The sequence below is a fragment of the Streptomyces sp. NPDC001002 genome, assembly GCF_053599215.1.
In genome coordinates, this window is sequence record NZ_JBSFLV010000111.1 from 1 (window position 1) to 23,502 (window position 23,502).

At 69.5% G+C, this 23,502-nt stretch carries 21 protein-coding genes; 16 read left to right on the forward strand and 5 right to left on the reverse strand.

The window, feature by feature from the left end; genetic code table 11:
• The 11 genes from ACWDR3_RS35335 to ACWDR3_RS35385 all read left to right on the forward strand — a co-directional run.
• Positions 1–2,400, forward strand: a 2,400-nt coding sequence (locus tag ACWDR3_RS35335) for a valine--tRNA ligase (RefSeq protein WP_450356656.1), incomplete at its 5' end; no start/stop codon positions are given.
• Between the two features lie 400 nt (positions 2,401–2,800).
• Positions 2,801–4,285 (forward strand): bifunctional tetrahydrofolate synthase/dihydrofolate synthase, encoded by a 1,485-nt coding sequence (gene folC / locus ACWDR3_RS35340; protein WP_450356657.1) that lies wholly within the window; start codon positions 2,801–2,803, stop codon positions 4,283–4,285.
• 6 nt (positions 4,286–4,291) lie between these two features.
• A complete protein-coding gene (locus ACWDR3_RS35345) occupies positions 4,292–4,681 on the forward strand; it encodes a DUF4233 domain-containing protein (protein ID WP_450356658.1) in 390 nt (129 codons plus the stop codon).
• A gap of 68 nt (positions 4,682–4,749) precedes the next feature.
• Entirely contained in the window at positions 4,750–5,163 is a 414-nt protein-coding gene (ndk, locus tag ACWDR3_RS35350; protein WP_450356659.1) for a nucleoside-diphosphate kinase, read from the forward strand.
• Positions 5,164–5,500: 337 nt separating this feature from the next.
• A complete protein-coding gene (locus ACWDR3_RS35355) occupies positions 5,501–6,520 on the forward strand; it encodes a rod shape-determining protein (protein WP_123999956.1) in 1,020 nt (339 codons plus the stop codon).
• 146 nt (positions 6,521–6,666) lie between these two features.
• Positions 6,667–7,614, forward strand: coding sequence for a rod shape-determining protein MreC (gene mreC / locus ACWDR3_RS35360; protein WP_450356660.1), 948 nt, complete (start codon positions 6,667–6,669; stop codon positions 7,612–7,614).
• A gap of 16 nt (positions 7,615–7,630) precedes the next feature.
• Positions 7,631–8,311 carry a rod shape-determining protein MreD gene (gene mreD, locus ACWDR3_RS35365; RefSeq protein WP_402349193.1) on the forward strand — a complete coding sequence of 227 codons (681 nt, stop codon included), beginning with the start codon at positions 7,631–7,633 and terminating at the stop codon, positions 8,309–8,311.
• Between the two features lie 80 nt (positions 8,312–8,391).
• Entirely contained in the window at positions 8,392–10,638 is a 2,247-nt protein-coding gene (gene mrdA / locus ACWDR3_RS35370) for a penicillin-binding protein 2 (RefSeq protein ID WP_450356661.1), read from the forward strand.
• Positions 10,635–11,831 (forward strand): rod shape-determining protein RodA, encoded by a 1,197-nt coding sequence (gene rodA, locus ACWDR3_RS35375; protein WP_123999952.1) that lies wholly within the window; start codon positions 10,635–10,637, stop codon positions 11,829–11,831. The genes mrdA and rodA overlap by 4 nt, the downstream gene beginning before the upstream one ends.
• A gap of 132 nt (positions 11,832–11,963) precedes the next feature.
• Positions 11,964–13,478, forward strand: a complete 1,515-nt coding sequence (locus ACWDR3_RS35380) for a CYTH and CHAD domain-containing protein (RefSeq protein WP_450356662.1) — start codon at positions 11,964–11,966, stop codon at positions 13,476–13,478.
• A 116-nt stretch (positions 13,479–13,594) separates the two neighbouring features.
• Positions 13,595–15,568 (forward strand): TIGR03960 family B12-binding radical SAM protein, encoded by a 1,974-nt coding sequence (locus tag ACWDR3_RS35385; protein ID WP_450356663.1) that lies wholly within the window; start codon positions 13,595–13,597, stop codon positions 15,566–15,568.
• Between the two features lie 92 nt (positions 15,569–15,660).
• Here ACWDR3_RS35385 and ACWDR3_RS35390 read toward each other — a convergent pair whose 3' ends face one another.
• Positions 15,661–16,560 carry a hypothetical protein gene (locus ACWDR3_RS35390; RefSeq protein WP_450356664.1) on the reverse strand — a complete coding sequence of 300 codons (900 nt, stop codon included), beginning with the start codon at positions 16,558–16,560 and terminating at the stop codon, positions 15,661–15,663.
• A 330-nt stretch (positions 16,561–16,890) separates the two neighbouring features.
• Here ACWDR3_RS35390 and ACWDR3_RS35395 point away from each other — a divergent pair, with 330 nt between their 5' ends.
• A complete protein-coding gene (locus ACWDR3_RS35395; protein ID WP_450356676.1) occupies positions 16,891–18,015 on the forward strand; it encodes a glycosyltransferase in 1,125 nt (374 codons plus the stop codon).
• Positions 18,016–18,061: 46 nt separating this feature from the next.
• Here the strand turns inward: ACWDR3_RS35395 and ACWDR3_RS35400 are convergent, their stop codons facing one another.
• Both ACWDR3_RS35400 and ACWDR3_RS35405 read right to left on the reverse strand, forming a co-directional pair.
• Positions 18,062–18,763, reverse strand: coding sequence for a DUF899 domain-containing protein (locus ACWDR3_RS35400; RefSeq protein WP_450356665.1), 702 nt, complete (start codon positions 18,761–18,763; stop codon positions 18,062–18,064).
• 66 nt (positions 18,764–18,829) lie between these two features.
• Positions 18,830–19,486 (reverse strand): winged helix-turn-helix transcriptional regulator, encoded by a 657-nt coding sequence (locus tag ACWDR3_RS35405; RefSeq protein ID WP_450356666.1) that lies wholly within the window; start codon positions 19,484–19,486, stop codon positions 18,830–18,832.
• 164 nt (positions 19,487–19,650) lie between these two features.
• Between ACWDR3_RS35405 and ACWDR3_RS35410 the strand changes: the two genes are divergently transcribed.
• Complete coding sequence (locus ACWDR3_RS35410; RefSeq protein WP_450356667.1) at positions 19,651–20,004, forward strand: VOC family protein; 354 nt, start codon at positions 19,651–19,653, stop codon at positions 20,002–20,004.
• Positions 20,005–20,008: 4 nt separating this feature from the next.
• Here the strand turns inward: ACWDR3_RS35410 and arsM are convergent, their stop codons facing one another.
• Positions 20,009–20,764, reverse strand: a complete 756-nt coding sequence (gene arsM / locus ACWDR3_RS35415; RefSeq protein ID WP_450356677.1) for an arsenite methyltransferase — start codon at positions 20,762–20,764, stop codon at positions 20,009–20,011.
• Positions 20,765–20,862: 98 nt separating this feature from the next.
• Here arsM and ACWDR3_RS35420 point away from each other — a divergent pair, with 98 nt between their 5' ends.
• Genes ACWDR3_RS35420 through ACWDR3_RS35430 form a run of 3 tightly spaced genes read left to right on the forward strand, consistent with a single transcriptional unit; the run spans position 20,863 to position 22,455 of the window.
• Positions 20,863–21,243, forward strand: a complete 381-nt coding sequence (locus ACWDR3_RS35420) for an ArsR/SmtB family transcription factor (RefSeq protein WP_450356668.1) — start codon at positions 20,863–20,865, stop codon at positions 21,241–21,243.
• Positions 21,240–21,683, forward strand: coding sequence for an arsenate reductase ArsC (locus tag ACWDR3_RS35425; RefSeq protein ID WP_450356669.1), 444 nt, complete (start codon positions 21,240–21,242; stop codon positions 21,681–21,683). The genes ACWDR3_RS35420 and ACWDR3_RS35425 overlap by 4 nt, the downstream gene beginning before the upstream one ends.
• Positions 21,661–22,455 carry a S1 RNA-binding domain-containing protein gene (locus ACWDR3_RS35430; RefSeq protein ID WP_450356670.1) on the forward strand — a complete coding sequence of 265 codons (795 nt, stop codon included), beginning with the start codon at positions 21,661–21,663 and terminating at the stop codon, positions 22,453–22,455. Before ACWDR3_RS35425 ends, ACWDR3_RS35430 begins: the two co-directional genes overlap by 23 nt.
• Positions 22,456–22,480: 25 nt before the next feature.
• On the opposite strand, the gene ACWDR3_RS35435 is transcribed toward ACWDR3_RS35430, so the two are convergent.
• Positions 22,481–23,401 (reverse strand): alpha/beta hydrolase, encoded by a 921-nt coding sequence (locus ACWDR3_RS35435; protein ID WP_450356671.1) that lies wholly within the window; start codon positions 23,399–23,401, stop codon positions 22,481–22,483.
• Positions 23,402–23,502: the final 101 nt, after the last annotated feature.

Consider the following 23,502-nt stretch of genomic DNA (forward strand, 5'->3'; position numbering starts at 1 on the left):
GCCCTCACCCGCCGCAAGCGCATGCAGGGCTTCGAGGCGCTGTGGCTGCCGGGCATGGACCACGCCGGCATCGCCACCCAGAACAAGGTCGAGCAGCAGCTCGCCGAGGAGGGCAAGTCCCGCCAGGACCTGGGCCGCGAGGAGTTCGTCGAGCGCGTGTGGCAGTGGAAGGAGGAGTACGGCGGCAGGATCCTCGGCCAGATGCGCCGCCTCGGCGACGGCGTCGACTGGAGCCGTGAGCGCTTCACCATGGACGAGGGCCTCTCCCAGGCCGTCCAGACCATCTTCAAGCGGCTGTACGACGACGAGTTGATCTACCGCGCCGAGCGCATCATCAACTGGTGTCCGCGCTGTCTGACGGCCATCTCGGACATCGAGGTGGAGTACCAGGAGGACGACGGCGAGCTGGTCTCCATCAAGTACGGCGAGGGGGACGAGACGCTGGTCGTCGCGACCACGCGTGCGGAGACGATGCTCGGTGACACCGCGGTCGCCGTCCACCCCGACGACGAGCGGTACAAGCACCTGGTCGGCAAGCGGATCAAGCTGCCGCTGACCGACCGTACGATCCCCGTCGTCGCGGACACGCACGTCGACCCCGAGTTCGGCACGGGTGCCGTCAAGGTGACCCCGGCCCATGACCCGAACGACTTCGCGATCGGCCAGCGCCACGGCCTGGAGTCGATCACGGTCATGGACGAGCGCGCGGTCATCACGGTCCACGGTCCCTTCGAGGGCCTGGACCGCTTCGAGGCCCGCGCCGCGATCGTCGGCGCGCTGCGCTCGCAGGGCCGGATCGTCGCCGAGAAGCGCCCGTACGCGCACTCGGTCGGCCACTGCTCGCGCTGCCGTACGACCATCGAGCCGCGGCTGTCCATGCAGTGGTGGGTCAAGGTCGGCCCGCTCGCGCAGGCCGCGGGTGACGCCGTCCGTGACGGGCGCGTCAAGATCCACCCCGAGGACATGTCGAAGCGGTACTTCGACTGGGTCGACAACATGCACGACTGGTGCATCTCACGGCAGTTGTGGTGGGGGCACCGCATCCCCGTCTGGTACGGCCCCGAGGGCGAGGTCGTCTGTGTCGGCCCCGACGAGGAGCCGCCGACCGGTGAGGGCTGGCGGCAGGACACGGACGTCCTGGACACCTGGTTCTCGTCCGGCCTGTGGCCCTTCTCCACGCTCGGTTGGCCCGAACAGACCGCGGATCTGCGGAAGTTCTACCCGACGGACGTCCTGCTGACCGGCCACGACATCATCTTCTTCTGGGTCGCCAGGATGATGATGTTCGGCCTGTACGCGATGGACGGCGAAGTCCCCTTCAAGACCATCGCGTTGACGGGCCTGGTCCGTGACGAGCGCGGCAAGAAGATGTCGAAGTCCTTCGGCAACGTCGTCGACCCGCTCGACTGGATGGACAAGTACGGCTCCGACGCGGTCCGTTTCACGCTGGCCCGCGGCGCCAACCCCGGTACGGACGTGCCGATCGGCGAGGACTGGGTCCAGGCGTCCCGGAACTTCGCGAACAAGATCTGGAACGCGACGCGCTTCGCGCTGATGAACGGCGCGACGATCGAGGGCCCGCTGCCGTCCCCGTCGGAGATGTCGGCGACGGACCGCTGGATCCTCTCCCGGCTGAACAAGACGGTGGCCGAAGTCGACGCGTTCTACGACGACTTCCAGTTCGCGAAGCTGTCCGACGCGCTCTACCACTTCGCGTGGGACGAGGTCTTCGACTGGTACGTCGAGCTGTCGAAGACGACGTTCCAGGCGGGCGGTCCGTCGGCGGAGGTCTCGAAGCGGGTCCTCGGCGAGGTCCTCGACGTCACCCTCCGGCTCCTCCACCCGGTCGTCCCGTTCGTCACGGACACGTTGTGGACGACGCTCACGGGTGGTGAGTCGGTCGTGGTCGCGGAGTGGCCGGGGGACAGCGGCTTCCGTGACGAGGCGGCCGAGCGGGAGATCGAGACGCTTCAGGCGGTCATCACGGAGGTGCGCCGCTTCCGTGCGGACCAGGGCCTGCAGCCGGGCCAGCGTGTCCCGGCCCGCCTCACGCTCGACGGCACGGACCTCGCGCCCCACGAGGCGGCGATCCGCCAGCTACTGCGTCTCCAGCCGGAGGGCGAGTCCTTCACGGCGACGGCGACGCTGCCGGTCTCCGGCGCGGAGGTTGCGCTCGACCTCTCCGGCACGATCGATGTCGCGGCGGAGCGCAAGCGCCTGGCGAAGGACCTGGCGGCGGCGGAGAAGGAGAAAGCCCAGGCCACGGCCAAACTCGGCAACGAGGCGTTCCTGGCCAAGGCCCCGGACAACGTGGTCGACAAGATCCGAGGCCGCTTGACGAAGGCGGACGAGGACATCGCCAGGATCCAGGCCCAACTGGACAGGTTGCCGTCCGCGTAGGGATCTGTACGTCGACGAAGGCCCCGGAGCTTTTGAGCTACCGGGGCCTTCGCGTACCGCCGGGGCGATTCGCTCACCGGCGCTGGCCGGGTGCCGCTGCGCCCACCCGTGCCGCCCCAGCGGCACGACTGCCCGCAGCTGAGTGGGATGCGTGGCGCTGAGTTGCGGAGCGGCTGGGTGCCGGTCGCTTGTGGTTTTTAGGGGCGCGGGGAACTGCGCGATCAGCCACGACGGACTCGCACCCGCCGACAAAGAGCAGCAGTCCCGGACCGTTGGCTTGTGGTTTTTTAGGGGCGCGGGGAACTGCGCGATCAGCCACGACGCACTCGCACTCGCCCACCAAGACCAGCCACCCCACTCCCTGGGCGCACCGTCACTCCGCCTCCGTAGACTGGGGACCGTGAGCGACACCGACCCCTTCGACGAGATCATCGCCAACGAGACCGACCGCGACCCCGACCTCGCGGTCATCGAGGCCGGCAGCCGCACCCTGCGTACCCAGGGCGCCCCGCCGGAGGCAGACGTGCCGGCCCGCCCCGAGGACCCCGAGGTCGACAAGGCACTGCGCGAGGTCGAGGCGGAGCTCGCCACCCGGTGGGGCGAGACCAAGCTGGAGCCCAGCGTCACCCGCATCGCCGCGCTCATGGACCTCCTGGGCGACCCCCAGCGCTCGTACCCCTCGATCCACATCACGGGGACGAACGGCAAGACGTCGACCGCCCGCATGATCGAGGCCCTCCTCGGCGCCTTCGAGCTGCGCACCGGCCGGTACACGTCCCCGCACGTCCAGTCCGTCACCGAGCGGATCAGTCTGGACGGCGCCCCGATCTCCGCCGAGCGGTTCATCGAGACGTACGAGGACATCAAGCCGTACATCGAGATGGTCGACGCGCAGCAGCCCTACCGCCTGTCCTTCTTCGAGGTGCTGACCGGCATGGCGTACGCCGCCTTCGCGGACGCGCCCGTCGACGTCGCCGTCGTGGAAGTCGGCATGGGCGGTACCTGGGACGCCACCAACGTGATCGACGGTGACGTCGCCGTCGTCACCCCCATCGACCTGGACCACACCGACCGGCTCGGCGAGACGCCCGGCGAGATCGCCAAGGAGAAGTCCGGCGTCATCAAGCAGGACGCGACGGTCATCCTGGCCCAGCAGCCGGTGGACGCGGCCCAGGTGCTGCTGAAGAAGGCCGTCGACGTCGACGCCACCGTGGCCAGGGAGGGACTCGAATTCGGGGTCGTCGCCCGGCAGGTCGCGGTCGGAGGGCAACTGCTCACCCTGCGCGGCCTGGGCGGCGAGTACGGCGAGGTGTACCTCCCGCTGCACGGCGGCTACCAGGCGCACAACGCGGCCGTCGCCCTCGCCGCCGTCGAGGCGTTCTTCGGCGTCGGCTCCCAGCGCCCCGAGCCGCTCGACCTCGAAACGGTCCGCAAGGCCTTCGCGGCGGTGTCCTCTCCGGGCCGCCTCGAAGTCGTACGCCGCTCGCCCACCGTCGTGCTGGACGCGGCGCACAACCCGGCCGGCGCCCGCGCCACCGCCGAGGCGGTCGGTGAGGCCTTCGACTTCAGCCGGCTGATCGGCGTGGTCGGGGCGAGCGCCGACAAGAACGTGCGGGGGCTGCTCGAAGCCTTCGAGCCGATCTTCGCCGAGGTCGTCGTCACACAGAACTCCAGCCACCGCGCGATGGACACCGACGAACTCGCGGGCATCGCCGTCGAGGTGTTCGGCGAGGACCGCGTCCAGGTCGAGCCCCGGCTGCCGGACGCGCTGGAGGCGGCGATCACGCTGTCCGAGGAGGACGGCGAGTTCGCGGGCGGCGGCGTCCTCGTGACCGGCTCCGTCATCACCGTGGGCGAGGCCCGACTGCTCCTGGGGAGGGGCTGACCACCCGTGCGTACGCTCTGTTCCTCCACCCTGATCGGCGAGTTCTTCGTGATCGGCTTCGCCGGTCTGGTGGCCATGAAGGACCCCGACCTGTCCATGTCGACGGTGTGGACGGTCAGCGGCATCGCGATGCTCCTGTCCGTCCTGCTGTGCGCCGTGGTCACCCGCCCCGGCGGGATCGCGCTGGGCTGGGCCCTGCAGATCGCCCTGATCGCGTCCGGCTTCATCGTGCCCTCGATGTTCTTCCTCGGGGCGATCTTCGCGGCCCTGTGGTGGGCCTCGGTGCACTACGGCAGAAAGATCGACGAGGCGAAGGCGAGATTCGCCGAGCAGGCCGCCTCGGCCACGGTCGCGCAGGCGGGTTCGGCGGGCCCCTCTACACCTGACGCTGTGTGACAGGGGCCCGGACACGCCCTGTAATCTTCGAACACCCCGCACGATTCTTGATCCATAGGAGCCCTGCCGTGACTCAGCGCACCCTCGTCCTCCTCAAGCCCGACGCGGTCCGCCGCGGCCTGACCGGCGAGATCATCGGCCGCATCGAGCGCAAGGCCGACTGGCGGATCACCGCGCTGGAGCTGCGCACCCTGGACCAGGAGACGCTGGAGCAGCACTACGGCGAGCACAAGGGCAAGCCCTTCTACGAGCCGCTGGTGGAGTTCATGGCCTCCGGCCCGGTCGTCGCGCTGATCGTCGAGGGCGAGCGGGTCATCGAGGGCGTCCGCGCCCTGGCGGGCCCGACCGACCCGATCGCCGCCGCCCCCGGCTCCATCCGCGGCGACTTCGGCGTGATCGTGCGCGAGAACCTGATCCACGCGAGCGACTCCATGGAGTCGGCGGAGCGCGAGCTGAAGATCTTCTTCCCGGACCACGCGTAGCTCTCCGGAAGTCGGCGCTCTCCGGGAGACCGCTTACGGAGTTTTGGTGGACGTTTCTGACTGGGTGTCAGCCGGGAGTCTCTCCTGACCTGGGACGGCCGGTCTTTTTCGGCCGTCCCTCGGCATATGCGTGCCGATCGGGGGAACGACTGCCCCCGATGGGCCGTCTCCACAAGCGGAGCCGCGCATCATCTGCTGACAATGGCGAAGACCCTAACGCAGTGTTCGTGAAGGCGCGTCTACGATGGAGGCCTTCACGTCACTGCACCCACTTCGCCGACCTGAAAAGCCCTCAAAAGCTCCCGGGAAGGCCAGACGAATCCTGATGGGGAACTCAATGTCGTTCATCGGCCGTGACATGGCTGTCGACCTCGGGACCGCCAACACGCTGGTGTACGTCAGGGGTCGCGGGATCGTACTCAACGAGCCGTCCGTCGTCGCGATCAACACGAACACCGGTGGAATTCTGGCGGTCGGCGCCGAAGCGAAGAAGATGATCGGGCGGACCCCCGGCAACATCGTTGCCGTGCGCCCGCTGAAGGACGGCGTGATCGCCGACTTCGAGATCACCGAGCGAATGCTCCGCTACTTCATCCTGAAGATCCACAAGCGGCGGTATCTCGCGCGGCCGCGCGTCGTCGTGTGCGTGCCCTCGGGCATCACCGGCGTCGAGCGCCGCGCCGTCATCGAGGCGTCGTCCCAGGCCGGGGCGCGCCAGGTGCACATCATCGAGGAGCCCATGGCCGCGGCCATCGGTTCCGGCCTGCCGGTCCACGAGGCCACGGGCAACATGGTGGTGGACATCGGCGGCGGCACCACGGAGGTCGCGGTCATCTCGCTCGGCGGCATCGTCACCGCCCAGTCCATCCGCGTCGCGGGCGACGAACTGGACAACGCGATCATCCAGCACATCAAGAAGGAGTACAGCCTTCTGCTGGGTGAGCGGACGGCCGAACAGATCAAGATCACGATCGGTTCGGCGTACGACCTCGACGCTGACGAACACACCGAAATCCGCGGCCGGGACCTGGTCTCCGGCCTGCCCAAGACCGTGGTCATCTCCGCCGCCGAAGTGCGCAAGGCGATCGAGGAACCCGTCAACGCGATCGTCGACGCCGTGAAGACCACTCTCGACAAGTGCCCACCGGAGCTGTCCGGCGACATCATGGACCGCGGGATCGTCCTGACCGGCGGCGGCGCCCTGCTGCGCGGCCTGGACGAGCGGCTGCGCCGGGAGACCGGCATGCCGATCCATATCGCCGAGGACCCGCTGGACAGCGTGGCGCTCGGTTCCGGCAAGTGCGTCGAGGAGTTCGAGGCACTTCAGCAGGTTCTCGACGCCTCGCCGCGCAGATGACGTAACTCTTCGATTCCGCCGTACGAGACGATCTCCTCTCGTGCGGCGGATCGTTGATATAGAGGCATAAGCTCGCGCATAAACAACCACCTGCATGGCACACACACCCCCTGCACATTCCTATGAGGAAGGCACGGCCGCCGCACGTGAGGGACACACGAGAGAGCCGGCTGCTCCTGGTGCTGCTGATCGCCGTCGCGTTCGCGCTGATCACGGTGGACATCCGCGGCGGAGAGGATTCGCCGGTCGACGGTGCCCGCCAGGCCGCGGCCACGGTCTTCGGCCCGATCGAGAACGGTGTGTCGTCGGCCGTCGACCCGGTCGGCAACGCCGTCTCCGCGATCCGCGACTCGGGCGAGCGGCACGACCGGCTCGCCCGTCTTGAGCAGGAGAACGCGGCCCTCAAGGCGAAGCTCGGCAGCGACGACCGCAACACCAGCCGCCTCAGACAGCTCGACAAGATGCTGAAGGTCGCCGGCGAGGGCCAGTACGGCATCAAGGGCGCCCAGGTCATCGGCATAGGAGCGGCCCAGGGCTTCTCCTGGACGGTCTCCATCGACATCGGCGCAAACGACGGCATCAAGCGCGACATGACCGTCCTGAACGGCGACGGTCTGGTCGGCCGCGTGACGACCGTAGGCCCCAACACCTCGACCGTGCTGCTCGCCAACGACCCCGACTTCACCGTCGGCACCCGCATGGAGGGCAGCGACGAACTCGGCTTCGCCTCCGGACAGGGCGACCGCCCGCTGCGCGTCGAACTGCTCAACGGCAAGGCGGAGGTGAAGAAGGGCGACCGCCTTGTCACCTTCGGCTCGCAGGCCGACAAGCCCTTCGTGCCCGGCGTCCCGGTCGGCGTCGTCTCCCGCGTCGAGCCCTCCGCGGGCGGCCTGACCCGCACCATCTACGTCACGCCGTACGTCGCCTTCACCAAACTCGACGTCATCGGCGTCGTCGTGGAGGCCCCCAAGCAGGACCCGCGGGACACGGTGCTCCCCAAGAAGCCCAAGCCGACCCCCACACCGACGGTCACCGTCACGGTCACCCCGTCCGCGAACGCACCCGTCGACGGTCAACAGCAAGAGCAGCAGTAGGAGCTGAGTCACCCCCATGCGCGTCAACCGGATCCTGCTTTCTTCGGCCCTGGTCGTCGTCGCCCTGGTGCTCCAGGTGAGCGTCCTCGCCCGCCTCCACCTCCCGGGTGCCGTCCCCGACCTGCTGCTCCTGACCGTCCTCGGCCTCGCCATGGTCTACGGCCATGTCGGCGGCGCCCTCGTCGGCTTCGGCGCGGGACTCCTGGCCGACCTCGCGCCACCCGCCGACCACGCGGCCGGGCGCTACGCCCTGGTGCTGTGCGTCGTCGGCTACCTCGCCGGCCTTGCCAGACCGGAGAACGGCCGGCTCAAGTCGGCCACCGGCCCCATGGTCGTCGTAGTGGCCGCCGCGATCGGCTCGACCCTTCTCTACGCGGGCGTCGGCGCCCTCGTCGGCGACACCGCCGCCCGCCATGTCGGCCTGCCCAGCCTGCTGTTCTCGGCCGCCCTGTACGACCTGCTGCTCGCCCCGTTCGTCGTGCCCGGCATCATGGCGCTGGCCCGCAAGGCGGAGAACGACCCGCTCGCCGAGACCAACTCCGCCGCGAGCAAGGCCACCGACATCTCCTCCGGCTGGCTGTCGGCGGGCACCGGGCTGAAGATCGGCGGCCAGCGCGGCGGCCTCGGCTCCCTGAAGACCAAGGCACGCGCCCGCACCACCCGCGTGGGCCGCATCAAGGGGGTCAAGCGGCTGTGAGCGCGCGGGAGTTGGCGGCGGCCGTTCACAGGTCCGTCGGATATGACACAGACACACACTGAGAGGGGGAGGCAGCCGCAGTGACCAACATCCCCGAGACCGGTCGGACCCCACGCGTCCAGATCAGGCTCGTCGTCATCCAGATCCTCGTCCTCTCCCTGCTCGGCACCCTCGGCGGACGCCTGTGGTACTTGCAGATCCGCGAGGGCAACGAATACGCCAAGGAGGCGTCCGGCAACCACGTCCAGCAGGTCGTCCAGCCCGCAGTACGCGGCTCGATCCTGGACGCGCGCGGAGTGCCGCTCGCCGACAACGAGACCCGGCTGGTGGTCTCCGCCTCCCGCACCGATCTGCTGAAGATGAAGGACGACGGCAAGGCCGTCCTGACCAAGCTGGCCGGCGTCCTCGGGCTGAAGCCCCAGGAGGTCATCCAGAAGGTCCGGCTGTGCGACGCGCAGACGCCCAAGCCCTGCTGGAACGGCTCGCCCTACCAGCCGATCCCGATCACCGACGAGGCCACCGCCAAGCAGGCCCTGCAGATCCGCGAGCGCGCCGAGGACTTCCCCGGCATCACCGCCGAGCCGGAGGCCGTGCGCCGCTACGCGAGCCCGGGCAAGTCCAACACCGCCCAGGTCCTCGGCTACCTCTCGCCGGTCACCGACGACGAGATCACCAAGGCCCAGGACACCGACTCGCCCTATCTCCGCTCTGACCAGGTCGGCCGCTCGGGCCTTGAGCGCCAGTACGACAAGGAACTGCGCGGCAAGGCCGGCGTCACCCGCTACGAGGTCGACAACCTCGGCCGCGTCATCGGCAAGGCCGAGTCCGACGCGGCCGAGCCCGGCGCCAACCTCGTCACCAGCATCGACGCCCGCGTCCAGCGGGTCGCCGAGTACGAGCTGAACAACGCGATGAAGATCGCCCGCGGCCAGTTCGACAAGATCACCGGCGAGAACTACAAGGCCGACTCCGGTGCCGTCGTGGTGATGGAGGCCAAGACCGGCCGGGTCGTCGCCATGGCGTCCGCCCCGACCTACGACCCGAACGTCTGGGTCGGCGGCATCTCCGCCAAGGACTACAAGAAGCTCACCGGCAAGAACTCCGACTACCCGCTGCTGAACCGTGCCATACAGGGTCAGTCCGCGCCCGGTTCGACCTTCAAGGTGGTCTCCACGGCCGCCGCGGTCGAGGCCGGCTACGAGTGGGACGGCGGCTACCCCTGCACCAGTTCGTACTCGGTGGGCGGCCAGGTCTTCAAGAACTTCGAGGGCGAGAGCTTCGGCCCCATCTCACTGGGCCGCGCCCTGGAGGTCTCCTGCGACACCGTCTTCTACGGTCTCGCCGACCGCGAGTGGAAGAAGGACGGCGGCATCAACCCGAAGAAGGGTGAGCCCAAGGACTACTTCTACAAGGCGGCCCACCAGTTCGGCCTCGGCAAGGTGACCGGCATCGACCTCCCGAACGAGGTCACCGGCCGCGTCCCGGACCGCAAGTGGAAGCAGGAGACCTGGGAGGCCAACAAGGCCTACTGGTGCAAGACCGGCAAGAAGGGCGGCACGTACGTCCAGCAGATCGCGTACGAGAACTGCCTCGAAGGCAACAAGATGCGCGAGGGCGACTCGATCAACTACTCCATCGGCCAGGGCGACACCCTCGTCACGCCGATCCAGGAGGCCGCGATCTACGGTGCCCTCGCCAACGGCGGCACCATGTACCAGCCGACCATCGGCAAGGCGATCGTCAGCCCCGACGGCAAGACCGTCCAGGAGATCAAGCCGAAGGCCGTGGGCAAGCTGCCCGTGAACCAGGCGACCATCAAGGGCATGGACAACGCGCTCGCCGGCGTCGTCACCCGCGGTACCGCCGCCTGGAAGTTCGGCGGCTGGCCGCAGGACAAGATCCCGCTGCACGCCAAGACCGGTACCGCCGAGGTCTACGGCAAGCAGACCACGTCCTGGCTCGCCACCTACTCCAAGGACTACACGGTCATCATGACCATCGCCCAGGCCGGTACCGGTTCGGGCGCCTCGGGTGAGGCCGTGCGCGGGATCTACAACGCCCTCTACGGCGTCCAGGCCGACGGCTCGATCGACAAGAAGAAGGCGATGCTGCCGACCCCGCAGAAGGGGCTGCCGAAGGTCAGGACGGACGGCACGATCAACTCCCCGAAGATCGCCAAGGACCCGGTCAAGGAGCTCAAGGCGACCGACAAGGGCACGGCCGCGCCGGACGAGACCCAGCCCGGCGCGACCACCAACACGCCGACGACCAACCAGAACACGCGAAGGCGACCCCGTAAGCGAGGCAGCCGGAGGATGCTCACATGACCGGCAACAGCTTCTCCGTCTCCGGCTACGGCCCCGAGCGCGCCGGCTGGACCCGGGTCTTCGCCCGCGACTCGCTCGCCCGCCGCCTGGACTGGCCGATACTGCTGGCCGCGCTCGCCCTGTCGATGATCGGCGCGGTCCTCGTCTTCTCGGCGACCCGCAACCGCACCGAGATCAACCAGGGCGACCAGTACTACTTCCTCATCCGGCACCTCATGAACACCGGCATCGGCTTCTGCCTGATGATCGGCACCGTCTGGCTCGGCCACCGCACCCTGCGCACCGCGGTCCCGATCCTCTACGGCGCCTCGGTCTTCCTGATCCTGCTGGTGCTCACCCCGCTGGGCTCCACGGTCAATGGCGCGCACTCCTGGATCGTGCTCGGCGGCGGCTTCTCGCTCCAGCCCTCGGAGTTCGTGAAGATCACGATCATCCTCGGCATGGCGATGCTGCTCTCCGCCCGGGTCGACGCCGGCGACAAGAAGTACCCCGACCCCCGTACGGTCCTGCAGGCCCTGGGCCTGGCCGCCGTACCGATCCTGGTCGTGCTGCTCATGCCCGACCTCGGGTCGGTCATGGTCATGGTGATCATCATCCTCGGCGTGCTGCTCGCCTCCGGTGCCTCCAACCGCTGGGTGTTCGGGCTGATCTCCGCCGGTGCGCTGGGCGCGATCGCGGTCTGGCAGCTGCACATCCTGGACGACTACCAGATCAACCGCTTCGCCGCCTTCGCCAACCCCGACCTCGACCCGGCGGGCGTCGGCTACAACACCAACCAGGCGCGCATCGCGATCGGTTCGGGCGGGCTGACCGGCTCGGGGCTGTTCCACGGCTCGCAGACCACCGGGCAGTTCGTGCCGGAGCAGCAGACGGACTTCGTCTTCACGGTGGCGGGGGAGGAGCTCGGCTTCGTCGGCGCGGGCCTGATCATCGTCCTGCTCGGGGTCGTCCTGTGGCGGGCCTGCCGCATCGCCCGCGAGACGACCGAGCTGTACGGCACGATCGTGGCCGCCGGGATCGTGGCGTGGTTCGCCTTCCAGGCCTTCGAGAACATCGGCATGACCCTCGGCATCATGCCGGTCACCGGCCTGCCGCTGCCCTTCGTCTCGTACGGCGGTACCTCGATGTTCGCGGTGTGGGTGGCGGTGGGGCTGTTGCAGTCGATCAGGGTGCAGCGGCCCATGTCGGCGTGACGTGACATGAGGTAATACGGCGTGACACCGGTCACGGACAACCCCGGACATCTCGTGCTTACCGCGAGTTTGCCCGGGGTTCACCTGTTGTGGGCTCTGTCTTCTCCGCTCACCAGCGATTAGATTCGGTTCATGGCGGACACCAAGCGTGAGATCGAGCGGAAGTACGAATCCGACGACAGCGGGTTGCCCGACCTGACCGGCATCGCCGGAGTCGCGGCCGTACTCGACAAGGGCGTCGCCGAGTTGGACGCCACCTACTACGACACCGCCGACCAGCGGCTGGCCGCCGCGAGAATCACCCTGCGCCGGCGCACCGGCGGCTCGGACGCCGGCTGGCACCTCAAGTTCCCGGTCGCCACCGACATCCGCGACGAGATCCACGCCCCGCTCGCCGACACCCTCCCGCGCACCCTCGAAGGACTGGTCCGCGCCCGCGTCCGGGACGCCGAGCTGATCCCGGTCGTCCGGCTGCGCTCCGACCGCGACCTGCGCCACCTCGTGGACGCCGACGGCCGCCTCCTCGCCGAGGTGAGCGTGGACGCCGTACACGCCGAAGGGCTCGCGGCGGGCGCCGGCACCGCGCAGTGGACCGAGCTGGAGGTCGAGCTGGCCGACGGCGGTGACCAGGCCTTCCTCGACAAGGTCGAGAAGCGGCTGCGGAAGGCCGGCGTACGGCCCTCGAAGTCCTCGTCCAAGCTGGCCCGGGCGCTGGCGGAGACGGCACCGAAGAGGAAGGGCGGCGGCAAGAAGAAGCAGCCGGCGCCCGCCGACCCGGTGACCGCGGGCGACCATGTCCTCGCGTACGTCCGTGAGCAGCGGGACGCGATCCTCGAACTCGACCCGGCCGTACGGCAGGACGCCCCCGACTCCGTGCACCGCATGCGGGTCGCCACCCGCCGTATGCGCAGCGCCTTCCGCTCGTACGCGAAGGTCCTCGACCGCACGGTCACCGACCCGATCGGCGAGGAACTGAAGTGGCTGGCCGGCGAACTCGGCGTCGACCGCGACCGCGAGGTGATGACCGAGCGCCTGTCCGCAGCCGTGGGCGAACTGCCTCGCACCCTCGTGTACGGCCCCCTCCGCACCCGTCTGCGCACCTGGGCCAACGCCCGCCGCGGCGGTTCGCGCCGCCGGCTGATCGGCGTCCTGGACTCCAGGCGCTATCTGGTCCTGCTCGACGTGCTGGACGCCCTGGTCGCGGAGCCGCCGCTGCTGGCGGACGCGGCCGGGAAACCGGAGAAGGTGATCGCCAAGGCCGTACGCAAGGACTTCGGGAAGCTGTCGGACCTGGTGGACCAGGCGATCGCCCTCGAACCCGGCGCGGAGCGGGACGTGGCCATCCACGAGGCGCGCAAGAAGGCGAAGCGGGCCCGGTACGCGGCCGAGGCCGCCGCACCCGCGCTCGGCTCTCCCGCGGCCACGCTGGTCAAGTCGATGAAGTCGGTGCAGAGCCTGCTCGGCGACCACCAGGACAGCGTGATGACCCGCCAGACCCTGCGCGAGCTGTCCGCCGTGGCGCACGCGGCGGGGGAGAACACCTTCACGTACGGGGTGCTGTACGGGCGCGAGGAGCAGGTCGCGGCGAGCGTGGAGGCGCGGTTGCCGGAGGCGTGGGAGGGGATCAGGACGTCGGCGGTGCTGTGAGCGGAGGTCCCGGTGACCAGGTCCCGGGCGCTCTTCGCGGTCGGGGAGGTCCCGGGGGCGCGTTAGGCTGGATGGTCACCCCAGTCCGTTCAGTCCAGCCCACGAAGGTGCGCGAGATGCCTGCCGAAGTCGCTGCGGCCGCCGAGTCCGTGTTTCCGCAGCTCGAAGCCCTGCTCCCGCATGTGCAGAAGCCGATCCAGTACGTGGGCGGTGAGCTCAACTCCACGGTCAAGCCGTGGGAGTCCTGCGACGTCCGCTGGGCGCTCATGTACCCCGACGCCTACGAGGTCGGGCTGCCCAACCAGGGCGTCATGATCCTCTACGAGGTCCTGAACGAGCAGCAGGGCACTCTGGCCGAGCGCACGTACAGCGTGTGGCCGGACCTGGAGGCGCTGATGCGGGAGCACGGCGTCCCGCAGTTCACGGTGGACAGTCACCGCCCGGTGGGCGCGTTCGACGTGTTCGGCCTGTCCTTCTCCACGGAGCTGGGCTACACGAACATGCTCACGGCCCTGGACCTGGCGGGCATCCCGCTGGCGTCGAAGGACCGGGGCCTGGACGACCCGATCGTCGTGGCGGGCGGCCACGCGGCCTTCAACCCGGAACCCATCGCGGAGTTCATCGACGCGGCGATCATCGGCGACGGCGAGCAGGCGGTCCTCGACATGACGAGGATCATCCGCGAGTGGAAGGCGGAGGGCCGCCCCGGCGGCCGCGAGGAGGTCCTCCTCCGCCTGGCGAAGACGGGTTCGGTGTACATCCCGGCGTTCTACGACGTGGAGTACCTGCCGGACGGCCGTATCGCGCGCGTGGTCCCCAATCGGTCGGGCGTCCCGTGGCGCGTGTCCAAGCACACGGTGATGGACCTGGACGAGTGGCCGTACCCGAAGCAGCCGCTGGTCCCGCTGGCGGAAACGGTCCACGAGCGCATGTCCGTCGAGATCTTCCGCGGCTGCACGCGAGGCTGCCGTTTCTGCCAGGCGGGCATGATCACGCGCCCGGTGCGCGAGCGGTCGATCACGGGCATCGGCGAGATGGTCGAGAAGGGCCTGAAGGCGACGGGCTTCGAGGAGGTGGGCCTCCTTTCCCTGTCCTCGGCCGACCACTCGGAGATCGGTGACATCGCGAAGGGCCTGGCGGACCGGTACACGGAGGACAAGATCGGCCTGTCCCTCCCGTCGACGCGGGTCGATGCCTTCAACGTGGACCTGGCGAACGAGCTGACGCGCAACGGGCGTAGGTCCGGGCTGACCTTCGCGCCGGAGGGCGGCTCGGAGCGCATGCGCAAGGTCATCAACAAGATGGTCACGGAGGAGGACCTGATCCGGACCGTCTCCACGGCGTACGGCAACGGCTGGCGCCAGGTGAAGCTGTACTTCATGTGCGGCCTGCCGACGGAGACCGACGAGGACGTCCTCCAGATCGCCGACATGGCGATGAACGTGATCGCCGAGGGTCGCAAGGTCTCCGGCCAGAACGACATCCGCTGCACGGTCTCGATCGGCGGTTTCGTCCCCAAGCCCCACACTCCCTTCCAGTGGGCCCCGCAGCTGTCGGCGGAGGAGACGGACGCGCGCCTGGAGAAGCTGCGCGACAAGATCCGCGGCGACAAGAAGTACGGCCGCTCGATCGGCTTCCGCTACCACGACGGCAAGCCGGGCATCGTGGAGGGCCTGCTGTCCCGGGGCGACCGCCGGATCGGCGCGGTGATCCGCGCGGTCTACGAGGACGGCGGCCGCTTCGACGGCTGGCGCGAGCACTTCTCCTACGACCGCTGGATGCGCTGCGCGGAGAAGACGCTGCCGGCGTTCGGGGTCGACGTCGACTGGTACACGACCCGCGAGAAGACGTACGAGGAGGTCCTCCCCTGGGACCACCTCGACTCGGGCCTCGACAAGGACTGGCTGTGGGAGGACTGGCAGGACGCGCTGGACGAGACGGAGGTGGAGGACTGCCGGTGGACGCCTTGTTTTGATTGTGGGGTGTGTCCGCAGATGGACACTTCCATTCAAATCGGGCCGACTGGGAAGAAGTTGTTGCCTCTTACGGTCAAGAACGCGGCTGCTGCGCCTGGGGGGCACTCGCACTGACGTGCTCTCGTTGGTGGTTCTGGAGTGGTGCTGTTGCGCAGCCGGCCCGGCCACGTCGAGCGACGTGGCCGGGCCGGCTGCGTGAGGCGTGGTCAGGTGGCGCTGTTGGCGTTGCCTGGTTCGGGTGAGTTCAGGGGGGTCCAGGGGCCGGGGCAGGTGAGGGTGGCCGGGTCGCCTCCGGCGTGGCTCTCGGTGCAGATGGTTTCGAAGACCAGGCCCGTGGTGGTGATGATGTCGTACTTGATGCCCGCCAGTTCCTGGTTGCCCTGGCTGTGCTCGTTGACGGAAACGGCGCAGGCGTAGCCGTTGGTGCCGCCGTTCGGGTAGCCCGTCAGCGTGCTGAGGTCCGTCCATCTCATGGTGTGGTCCTCGCTGTTGCGGACGTCGCGGATGCCCGCGTAGGTGATGGTTCCGCTCACCGCGCCGCGTACCTCGTACACCTGCTGGTCCTGGAAGCCGTCGATGTCGGCGCAGGGGCCGGTGGCACCGGTCGCGCCGGTGGAACCAGGGGTGCCGGGGGTGCCGGGGGTGCCGGGGGCGCCCGTGGGGCCCTGGTCGCCCTGTGGGCCGGTCGGGCCGGCGGGTCCTGTTGGGCCCGGGGTTCCCGGCTGGCCGGGCTGGCCCTGTGGGCCGGTGGCTCCCGTGGGTCCCTGTGGGCCGGTGGCTCCCTTTTCGCCTCTCGGGCCCCTGTCACCCTGTTCGCCCTTGGGGCCTCTGGGACCCCTGGGGCCGGTCGGGCCCGTCGGCCCCTTGCAGTTGGTCTTCTGGCCGGGGGTCCGGGACTCGTGCGGGTGGCCCGGTTTGCAGTGGTCGCCGCCGTTGCCGGCCGTCGCCCTGGCGTTCTCGGTCACGCTGCGCGTCGCCGCGGCGGTCGGATCGGCCACGCCTGCCGCCAGGACCAGAGCGAGCGAGGCGACCAGGCCCGCCTTCCTGAACCTGTCCCGGGCCAGTGGCCCGAGGAGTGCTGTCCGGAACTCGGGACTCGTCTTCATCCACATGCTCCCTGCTCGACCGGTTCGGGTGATGTCCCGAATTCAAGTGCGAGCTTGACCTGGGCGGAGCGAGGCGATCGGCAGGGCGGTTCGGAACGCGCCGCTTGTCGTCATATCGGACTAATCCGTGCGTTCTGATGGGGCATTTTTTACCCGCGATCACCCGTCTTGGCTCATCCGCCGCTGTTCGGGGGCTCTCCGGCCCGGTCTCCGCGTGGTGGGACGGCCGTGAAACCGGGGCGTGCGACGGTGACGCCCGTGTTTCCGACGGGACGTCAGCAGTCCGGGACGGGTGAGGCCGTGAACGTGAAGCAGACCCTCTGCCTGTGCATGATCGTCAAGAACGAGTCGCTGGTGATCGAGCGCTGCCTGGAGGCCGTCCGTCCGCTCGTCGACTACTGGGTGATCTCCGACACCGGCTCGACGGACGGCACGCAGGACCTGATCCGCAAGGTGCTTGACGGCGTTCCGGGCGAGTTGCACGAGGACCCCTGGGTCGACTTCGGGCACAACCGGACCCGGAACATCCAGCACGCCCGCGGCAAGGCCGACTACCTGCTCACCCTCGACGCCGACCACGTCATGCGCCAGGACGCCCCGCTGCCCCGGCTGACGGCGGGGTCGTACATGCTGCGCTACGCCGGCCCCGGCACCCAGCACCGGTTCAAGCACCTCATGCGGGGCGACTGGCTGTGGCGCTACGAGGGTGTCACGCACGAGTACCCGTGCACCGACGAGCCCGATGTCCAGGAGAACCTGGATGTGCTCGTCATCGAGGACCAGGCCGACGGCGGGTGCCGCGGCGACAAGTTCGAGCGCGACGCGCGCCTGCTGCGGCGCGAGTTGGAGCGGGACCCGGGCAATCCGCGCACGGTCTTCTATCTGGCCAACACCGAACGCGACCTGGGGCACGCGGAGGAGGCGATCGCTCTCTACGAGCGGCGCGCCCGGATGGGGGGTTGGGGCGAGGAGGTCTACTGCTCGCTCCTGGAGGCCGGAATCCTGCGGGCGGAGCGGGCCGACGACTGGCCGGGGGCGATGGACGCCTTCTCCCGGGCCTGGGACGGGCGACCTCAACGACTCGAAGCCTGCTACGAGTTGGCGTCCCGCCTGCGGATCGCCGGCCGCTACCGCACCGCGTACGCCCTTCTCCGCGATGCCGTCGGCGCGGCGGAACCGGGTGATCTGCTCTTCACCAAGCCCTGGGTCTACCGATGGGGGCTCCTCTTCGAGTTCTCGATCACCGCCTACTGGGTCGGCGAGTTCGCGGCCTCCGTCGAGGCGTGCGACAGGTTGCTGGCCATGCCGGACCTGCCCGCCGCGATCCGCCGACAGACCCTGGCCAACCGGGAGTTCTCCGCCCCGAACGTCCCCACGGTCCCCGGGCCGTCGAACCCCGCACGCAGACCGAAGGCCTCCCGGGCGGGCAAGGCGGCCAGGAGGAGGAAGGGATAGGCGGTGGCGGGCAGGTGGGAGCGCCCGCTCGTCGTCCGTGATCCGTTCAGTTGGCGTCCGCGTCAGGGCCGTAAAGCGCGGCGATGTCCGGGGACTTGGCCCAGCCGCTGTAGGTGGGGGACTGGGGCCAGCTGTCGGGGGAGTCCTGCCATTCCTCCTGGCGGCCGTAGGGGAGGATGTCGATCAACGGGAAGGTGTGGCTCAGCTGTTCGGTGCCGCGGCCCGTGGTGTGCCAGGTGCGGTAGACGGTGTCGCCGTCGCGCAGGAAGACGTTGACCGCGAATCCTCCGCCGGGGGGTGCGCCGACGTCGGTGCCGAAGGGGCTGTTCGCGGTCGAGTACCACGGCATCCGGTTGCCGACCCGGTGCCGGTAGGCGAGCGCCTCCTTGATCGGGCCCTGGGTGACGATGACGAATCGCGCGTCGTAGTTGTCCAGGAAGTGCAGGCGGGTGTACTGCGAGGTGAGCCCGGTGCAGCCCGGGCACTGCCACTCCTTGCCGTCGAACCACATGTGGTTGTAGACGATCAGCTGGCTCTTGCCGTCGAAGACGTCCGCCAGGCGGACCGGGCCGTCCTCGCCCTCAAGTGTGTAGTCCGGCATCTCGACCATCGGCAGCCGGCGACGCTCGGCGGCGATGGCGTCGAGCTCCCGCGTCGCGGCCTTCTCGCGGGCACGCAGGGCTTCGAGCCGGTTCTCCCACGTGGCGGTGTCCACGACGGGGGGTAGGGGCTGTGCGTTGGTGGTCATGTTTCCTCGCAGAGCTCGGGCTCAGCTTTCACTCGTGGAGGGGTAGACCTCGCGGGGACGCGGAACTCATCGGTCGGCGGGCTGCCGTGTGCTCGGGAAGACTCCGATGAACGTGTCGAGGAGTTCGCGCGGTCCGTCCAACTCGACCAGTCCGCACCTGGCGGCCTGCATGAGTGCCACGAAGGACGGCAGGTCGTCGGGCTCGAAGGTGATCACGAGGTCGGGCCGGACCGGGGGCGGGCCGCTGCCGGCTTCGAGTCGGCCGTCGGTGACGGCGGCGTGGACCACCAGGTCACCGGCGTGGATCTCCCAGGTCGCGGTCAGCCCGGCCGCCCGGTCGGAGTCGAAGACGGCCCGTAGCGCCATGACGACCGCCGAGGGCGTGACGATCTCGCCGGGGCGGGGCGCGCCGAGCTGGGTGGTTCCCCAGCGGCCGAGGGCCCATACGGCCGGTTCGAGGTCGCGGCCGGCGGGCGTGAGGGTGTACACGACACCGCGTTGCGGCGTCGACACCGCGCGGCGCTCCACGATGCCGGCCTCCTCCAGCTCCTTGAGCCGGGTGGAGAGCACGTTCGTGGGGATGCCGGGCAGCCCGCCGAGCAGGTCGCTGTACCGCTGCGGGCGCACGGCCAGATCGCGGATGACCAGCAGCGCCCACCGCTCGCCGACCAGCTCAAGGGCGCGGGAGAGACCGCAGTACTGCCCGAAGGCACGACGTTTCATGCAATTAGTGTAGTCAGCTTCGCAATGTGCTTGCTGTGGCCTGATTGCAAGCTTACTTGCAAAGATGAAGTGATCCGGTTTACGGTCGTGGCGTGGCCGCGAGCCGGGCTGTGGCTGTGGCTCATGGCGAGTGGCAAGTGAGGGACGACAGAAAGCAGGGCACCATGTCCATCTCCGTGTTGGGTGTCACCTTCGACGCCCGTGACGCCAAGACCGTCGCGGCCTTGTGGGCCGAAGCCCTCGGCCGGGCCGTCGACGAGGGTGCGGACGAGGCGGGCGCGAGTGTGGCCGCCGACCCGGCCGTTCCGGGATCGCGTATCGGGTTCCGTCAGGTCCCCGAGGACAAGACGGTCAAGAACCGGATGCACTTCGACTTCGTCACCGAGGACTTCGACGCCGAGGTGACCCGGCTGACCGGGCTCGGCGCCACCAAGCTCAACGAGGTCGAGGCCGGGCGACTGCACTTCGCCACGTTCGCCGACCCCGAGGGCAACGAGTTCGACGTGATCGCGCGCTGATCGGTCAGGGCCTGGTCGCCCGGACGATTGCCGAGTGCATGCCGTCGGCGACCGGGTGGGTGGGGGTGATGGCCACGTCCGTGAAGCCCGCCGCCTCCAGGCCCTCGCGGTACTCCGTGAAGGACAGGGCGCCGGCGATGCAGCCGACGTAGTCGCCGCGTTCGGCGCGTTGGGCGGGGGTCAGGGTGTCGTCGGCGATGACGTCGGAGACGCCGAGGCGGCCGCCCGGCCTCAGGACGCGGAAGGTCTCGGCGAAGACGGCGGGCTTGTCCACGGACAGGTTGATCACGCAGTTGGAGATGACGACGTCGACGGTCTTCGCGGGGAGCGGGATCGACTCGATCGTGCCCTTGAGGAACTCGACGTTCGTCGCCTTCGCCTTCTCGGCGTTGGTCAGGGCGAGTTGGAGCATCTCGTCGGTCATGTCGAGGCCGTAGACCTTGCCGGTGGGGCCGACGCGGCGGGCGGAGAGCAGGACGTCGATGCCGCCGCCGGAGCCGAGATCCAGGACGCGTTCGCCGTCGCGGAGTTCGGCCACGGCGGTGGGGTTGCCGCAGCCGAGGGAGGCGGCGACGGCCTCGGCGGGCAGGACTTCGCGCTCGTCGGCGGCGTAGAGCGTGGAGCCGAAGTTCTCGTCGGCCTCCACGGACTGCGGGCCGCAGCAGCCGGCGCCGCCTTCGGTGACCGCGGTGGCGGCTGCGGCGTAGCGCCGGCGGACCGTCTCGCGCAGGTCGGTGGACTGGTCGGGTGTGGGGTTCATTGGGCTTGCAGGGCTCATGAGGGTGCTCCTGAACGGCTTGTATTGACGTTCGCTGATGCAACCTTGCGCCTTGGATTGAGGGATGTCAATATAGACGTATGTCGAAACAGGAGTTGAAGATCGTCGGGCAGGACGACCGCGGCGGCTGCTGCGAGGGGCTCGCGGACGCTCCGCTGGACGAGGACCGCGCGGCCGAACTGGCGAAGATCTTCAAGGCCCTTGGCGATCCCGTGCGGCTGCGGCTGCTGTCGATGATCGCCTCGCGCGGGGAGGACGGCGAGGTGTGCGTGTGCGAGCTGACGCCCGCCTTCGAGCTGTCCCAGCCGACGATCTCGCATCACCTCAAGCTGCTGCGGCAGGCCGGGCTCATCGAGGGTGAGCGGCGCGGGACCTGGGTCTACTACTGGGTGGTGCCGGAGGTGTTGGAGCGGGTGGCCGGCTTTCTGACCGCTTCACGGCCCGTGGAGGTGCCCGCATGACCGCGCCCGGTGACCGCCCGTCCGTGCTGTTCGTCTGCGTCCACAACGCGGGCCGCTCCCAGATGGCCGCCGCCTTCCTCAGCCGCATCGCCGGTGACCGGATCGAGGTCCGGTCGGCCGGCTCCGCCCCCGCCGACACCGTCAACCCGGCCGTGGTGGAGGCGATGCGGGAAGTCGGCGTCGACATCTCCGCCGAGACCCCGAAGATCCTCACGTCCGACGCCGTGCAGGCGTCCGACGTCGTGATCACGATGGGCTGCGGCGACACCTGCCCCGTCTTCCCGGGCAAGCGCTACCTCGACTGGCAGCTCGACGACCCGGCCGGCCAGGGCGTCGACGCGGTGCGCCCGATCCGTGACGAGATCGAGCGGCGGATCCGGGTGCTGGTGGGCGAGGTTCTGGGGGAGCATGGACGGCATGGGGGAAGCGTCGGTCGATGAGGCGGTCAGCAGGTTTCTGGCGGGCGTCCGAGTAGGCGATCTGCGCCACGGGACGATCGCCGCGGTCGCTCGGTCCGAGGTGTCGGTGACCCTGGACGGGTTCGCCGAGCGGCCGCTCGGGGTGGTGGGCCCGCTGGATGTCTCCTGGTGTCGCCGTCGGGACGAGGCCGCGGTGGTCGGGCGGCGGGTCGCCGCCGAGGTGATCGCCGTCGAGCCGGAGAAGGGCCGGGTACGGATGTCGATGGCGGCCGCCGAGAATCCCGAACTCTGGGCGTTCCTCAAGGGACTTCGCCTCGCTGAGGTCCTGGCCGGCACGGTGGCGTCGATCGAGAGTTTCGGTGTGTTCGTGGCGCTCGACGACGGGCCCGGCCACCCGGTCTTTCCCGGCGTCGGCTTCATCACCTGTCCCGAACTGTCCTGGCGGCACTTCGATGCCGCCTCCGAGGTCGTCGAGGTCGGGCAGCGCGTCGCGTGCGAGTTCCTGCAGTTCGACACCTCGAACGGGGAGGCCCGGCTGTCGTTGCGGGCGATGGAGCCGGATCCCCTTGCACTGTTCGTCGACGGCATCGCGGTGGGGGAGAGGCTGCGCGGGAGGGTCACGAAAGTCGTCCCGTTCGGCTTCTTCGTGCGGGTGGCGGACGGGGTCGAGGGTCTTGTCCCGCTCCTCGAACCCGGTACGGCCCCGGAAGACGACGTACACGTAGGCGCCGAAGTCTCCGTCCTCGTCGCGGACTTCGATCGTGAGCGGCGCAGGCTGACCCTGGCTCTGTGACCGGGCCCGTGGACCCGCGCGGCCGTCAGGCGGTCGACGGCAGGTGGGTCGTGTAGAACCTCGTCAGTTCCGTGACCGCCTCGCCGACGGGGCCGTCCTTGTCGTACAGGTCGTTGTGGACCGCTCCCTCGATCCAGTGGAGTTCCTTCGGGCCGGTGGCCCGCTGGAACGCCTCCACGCTCATCCAGGACGTCTCCGCCTCGCGGCCGGTGATGAGGAGGAGGGGGCGCGGGGACAGCAGGGGGAGGGCGTGGAAGGCGTCGAAGAGGGCGATGCGGTCGACGCTCGACCAGGTCAGGGACTTGGCGGAGCGGGGGTGGCCGGCGCGGGGAGTGCAGTAGTACTCCCAGCCCTCGTACACGTGCGGGCCGGCCTTGCGGGCCTCCTCCTCGGTCGCCGGGAAGAGGGGGAAGGACGGAACGGGCTCGCCGTGCGCCTCCGCCGTGCGGGCCGTCGCCGCCGCGGTCAGCATGCTCTGGAAGACCGCCGGGTCCTGCGTGCCGTCCGCGCCCAGGCGGAACTGGCGGGCGATGTCGACGGCGCTCACCGTGGCGACCGCCCGGACGCGCCGGTCGGTCGCGGCGGCCGTCAGGGCGTAGCCGCCCGAGGCGCAGATGCCCAGGACGCCGATGCGGTCGGGGTCGACGTCGGCGCGGGTGGTGAGGTGGGAGACCGCGGCCTTGAGGTCCTCGACCCGCTGGGCCGGGTCCTCCAGGCCGCGCGGCTCGCCCTCGCTCTCGCCCTGGTGTGCCGCGTCGAAGGCCAGGGTGAGAAAGCCGTGCTCGGCCAGCCGGCGTGCGTACAGGCCCGCCGCCTGTTCCTTCACCCCGCTGCCGGGGTGACCCACGACGATCGCCGGGAGCGGGGTGGGAGCGGCGTGGTCAGGGGTGTAGAGGTGGGCTGCGATCTTCAGGCCCGCGCTGAGGAAGGTGACGTCCGTTCGCATGGGATGTCCTGCGCTTTCGGTCGGGTCGGGACGGTGTGTTCGTGATCCACCGTCGCGCCGGCCCGCACCCCGGTGCCAGGGACGACCCTGCCTATGCAGAC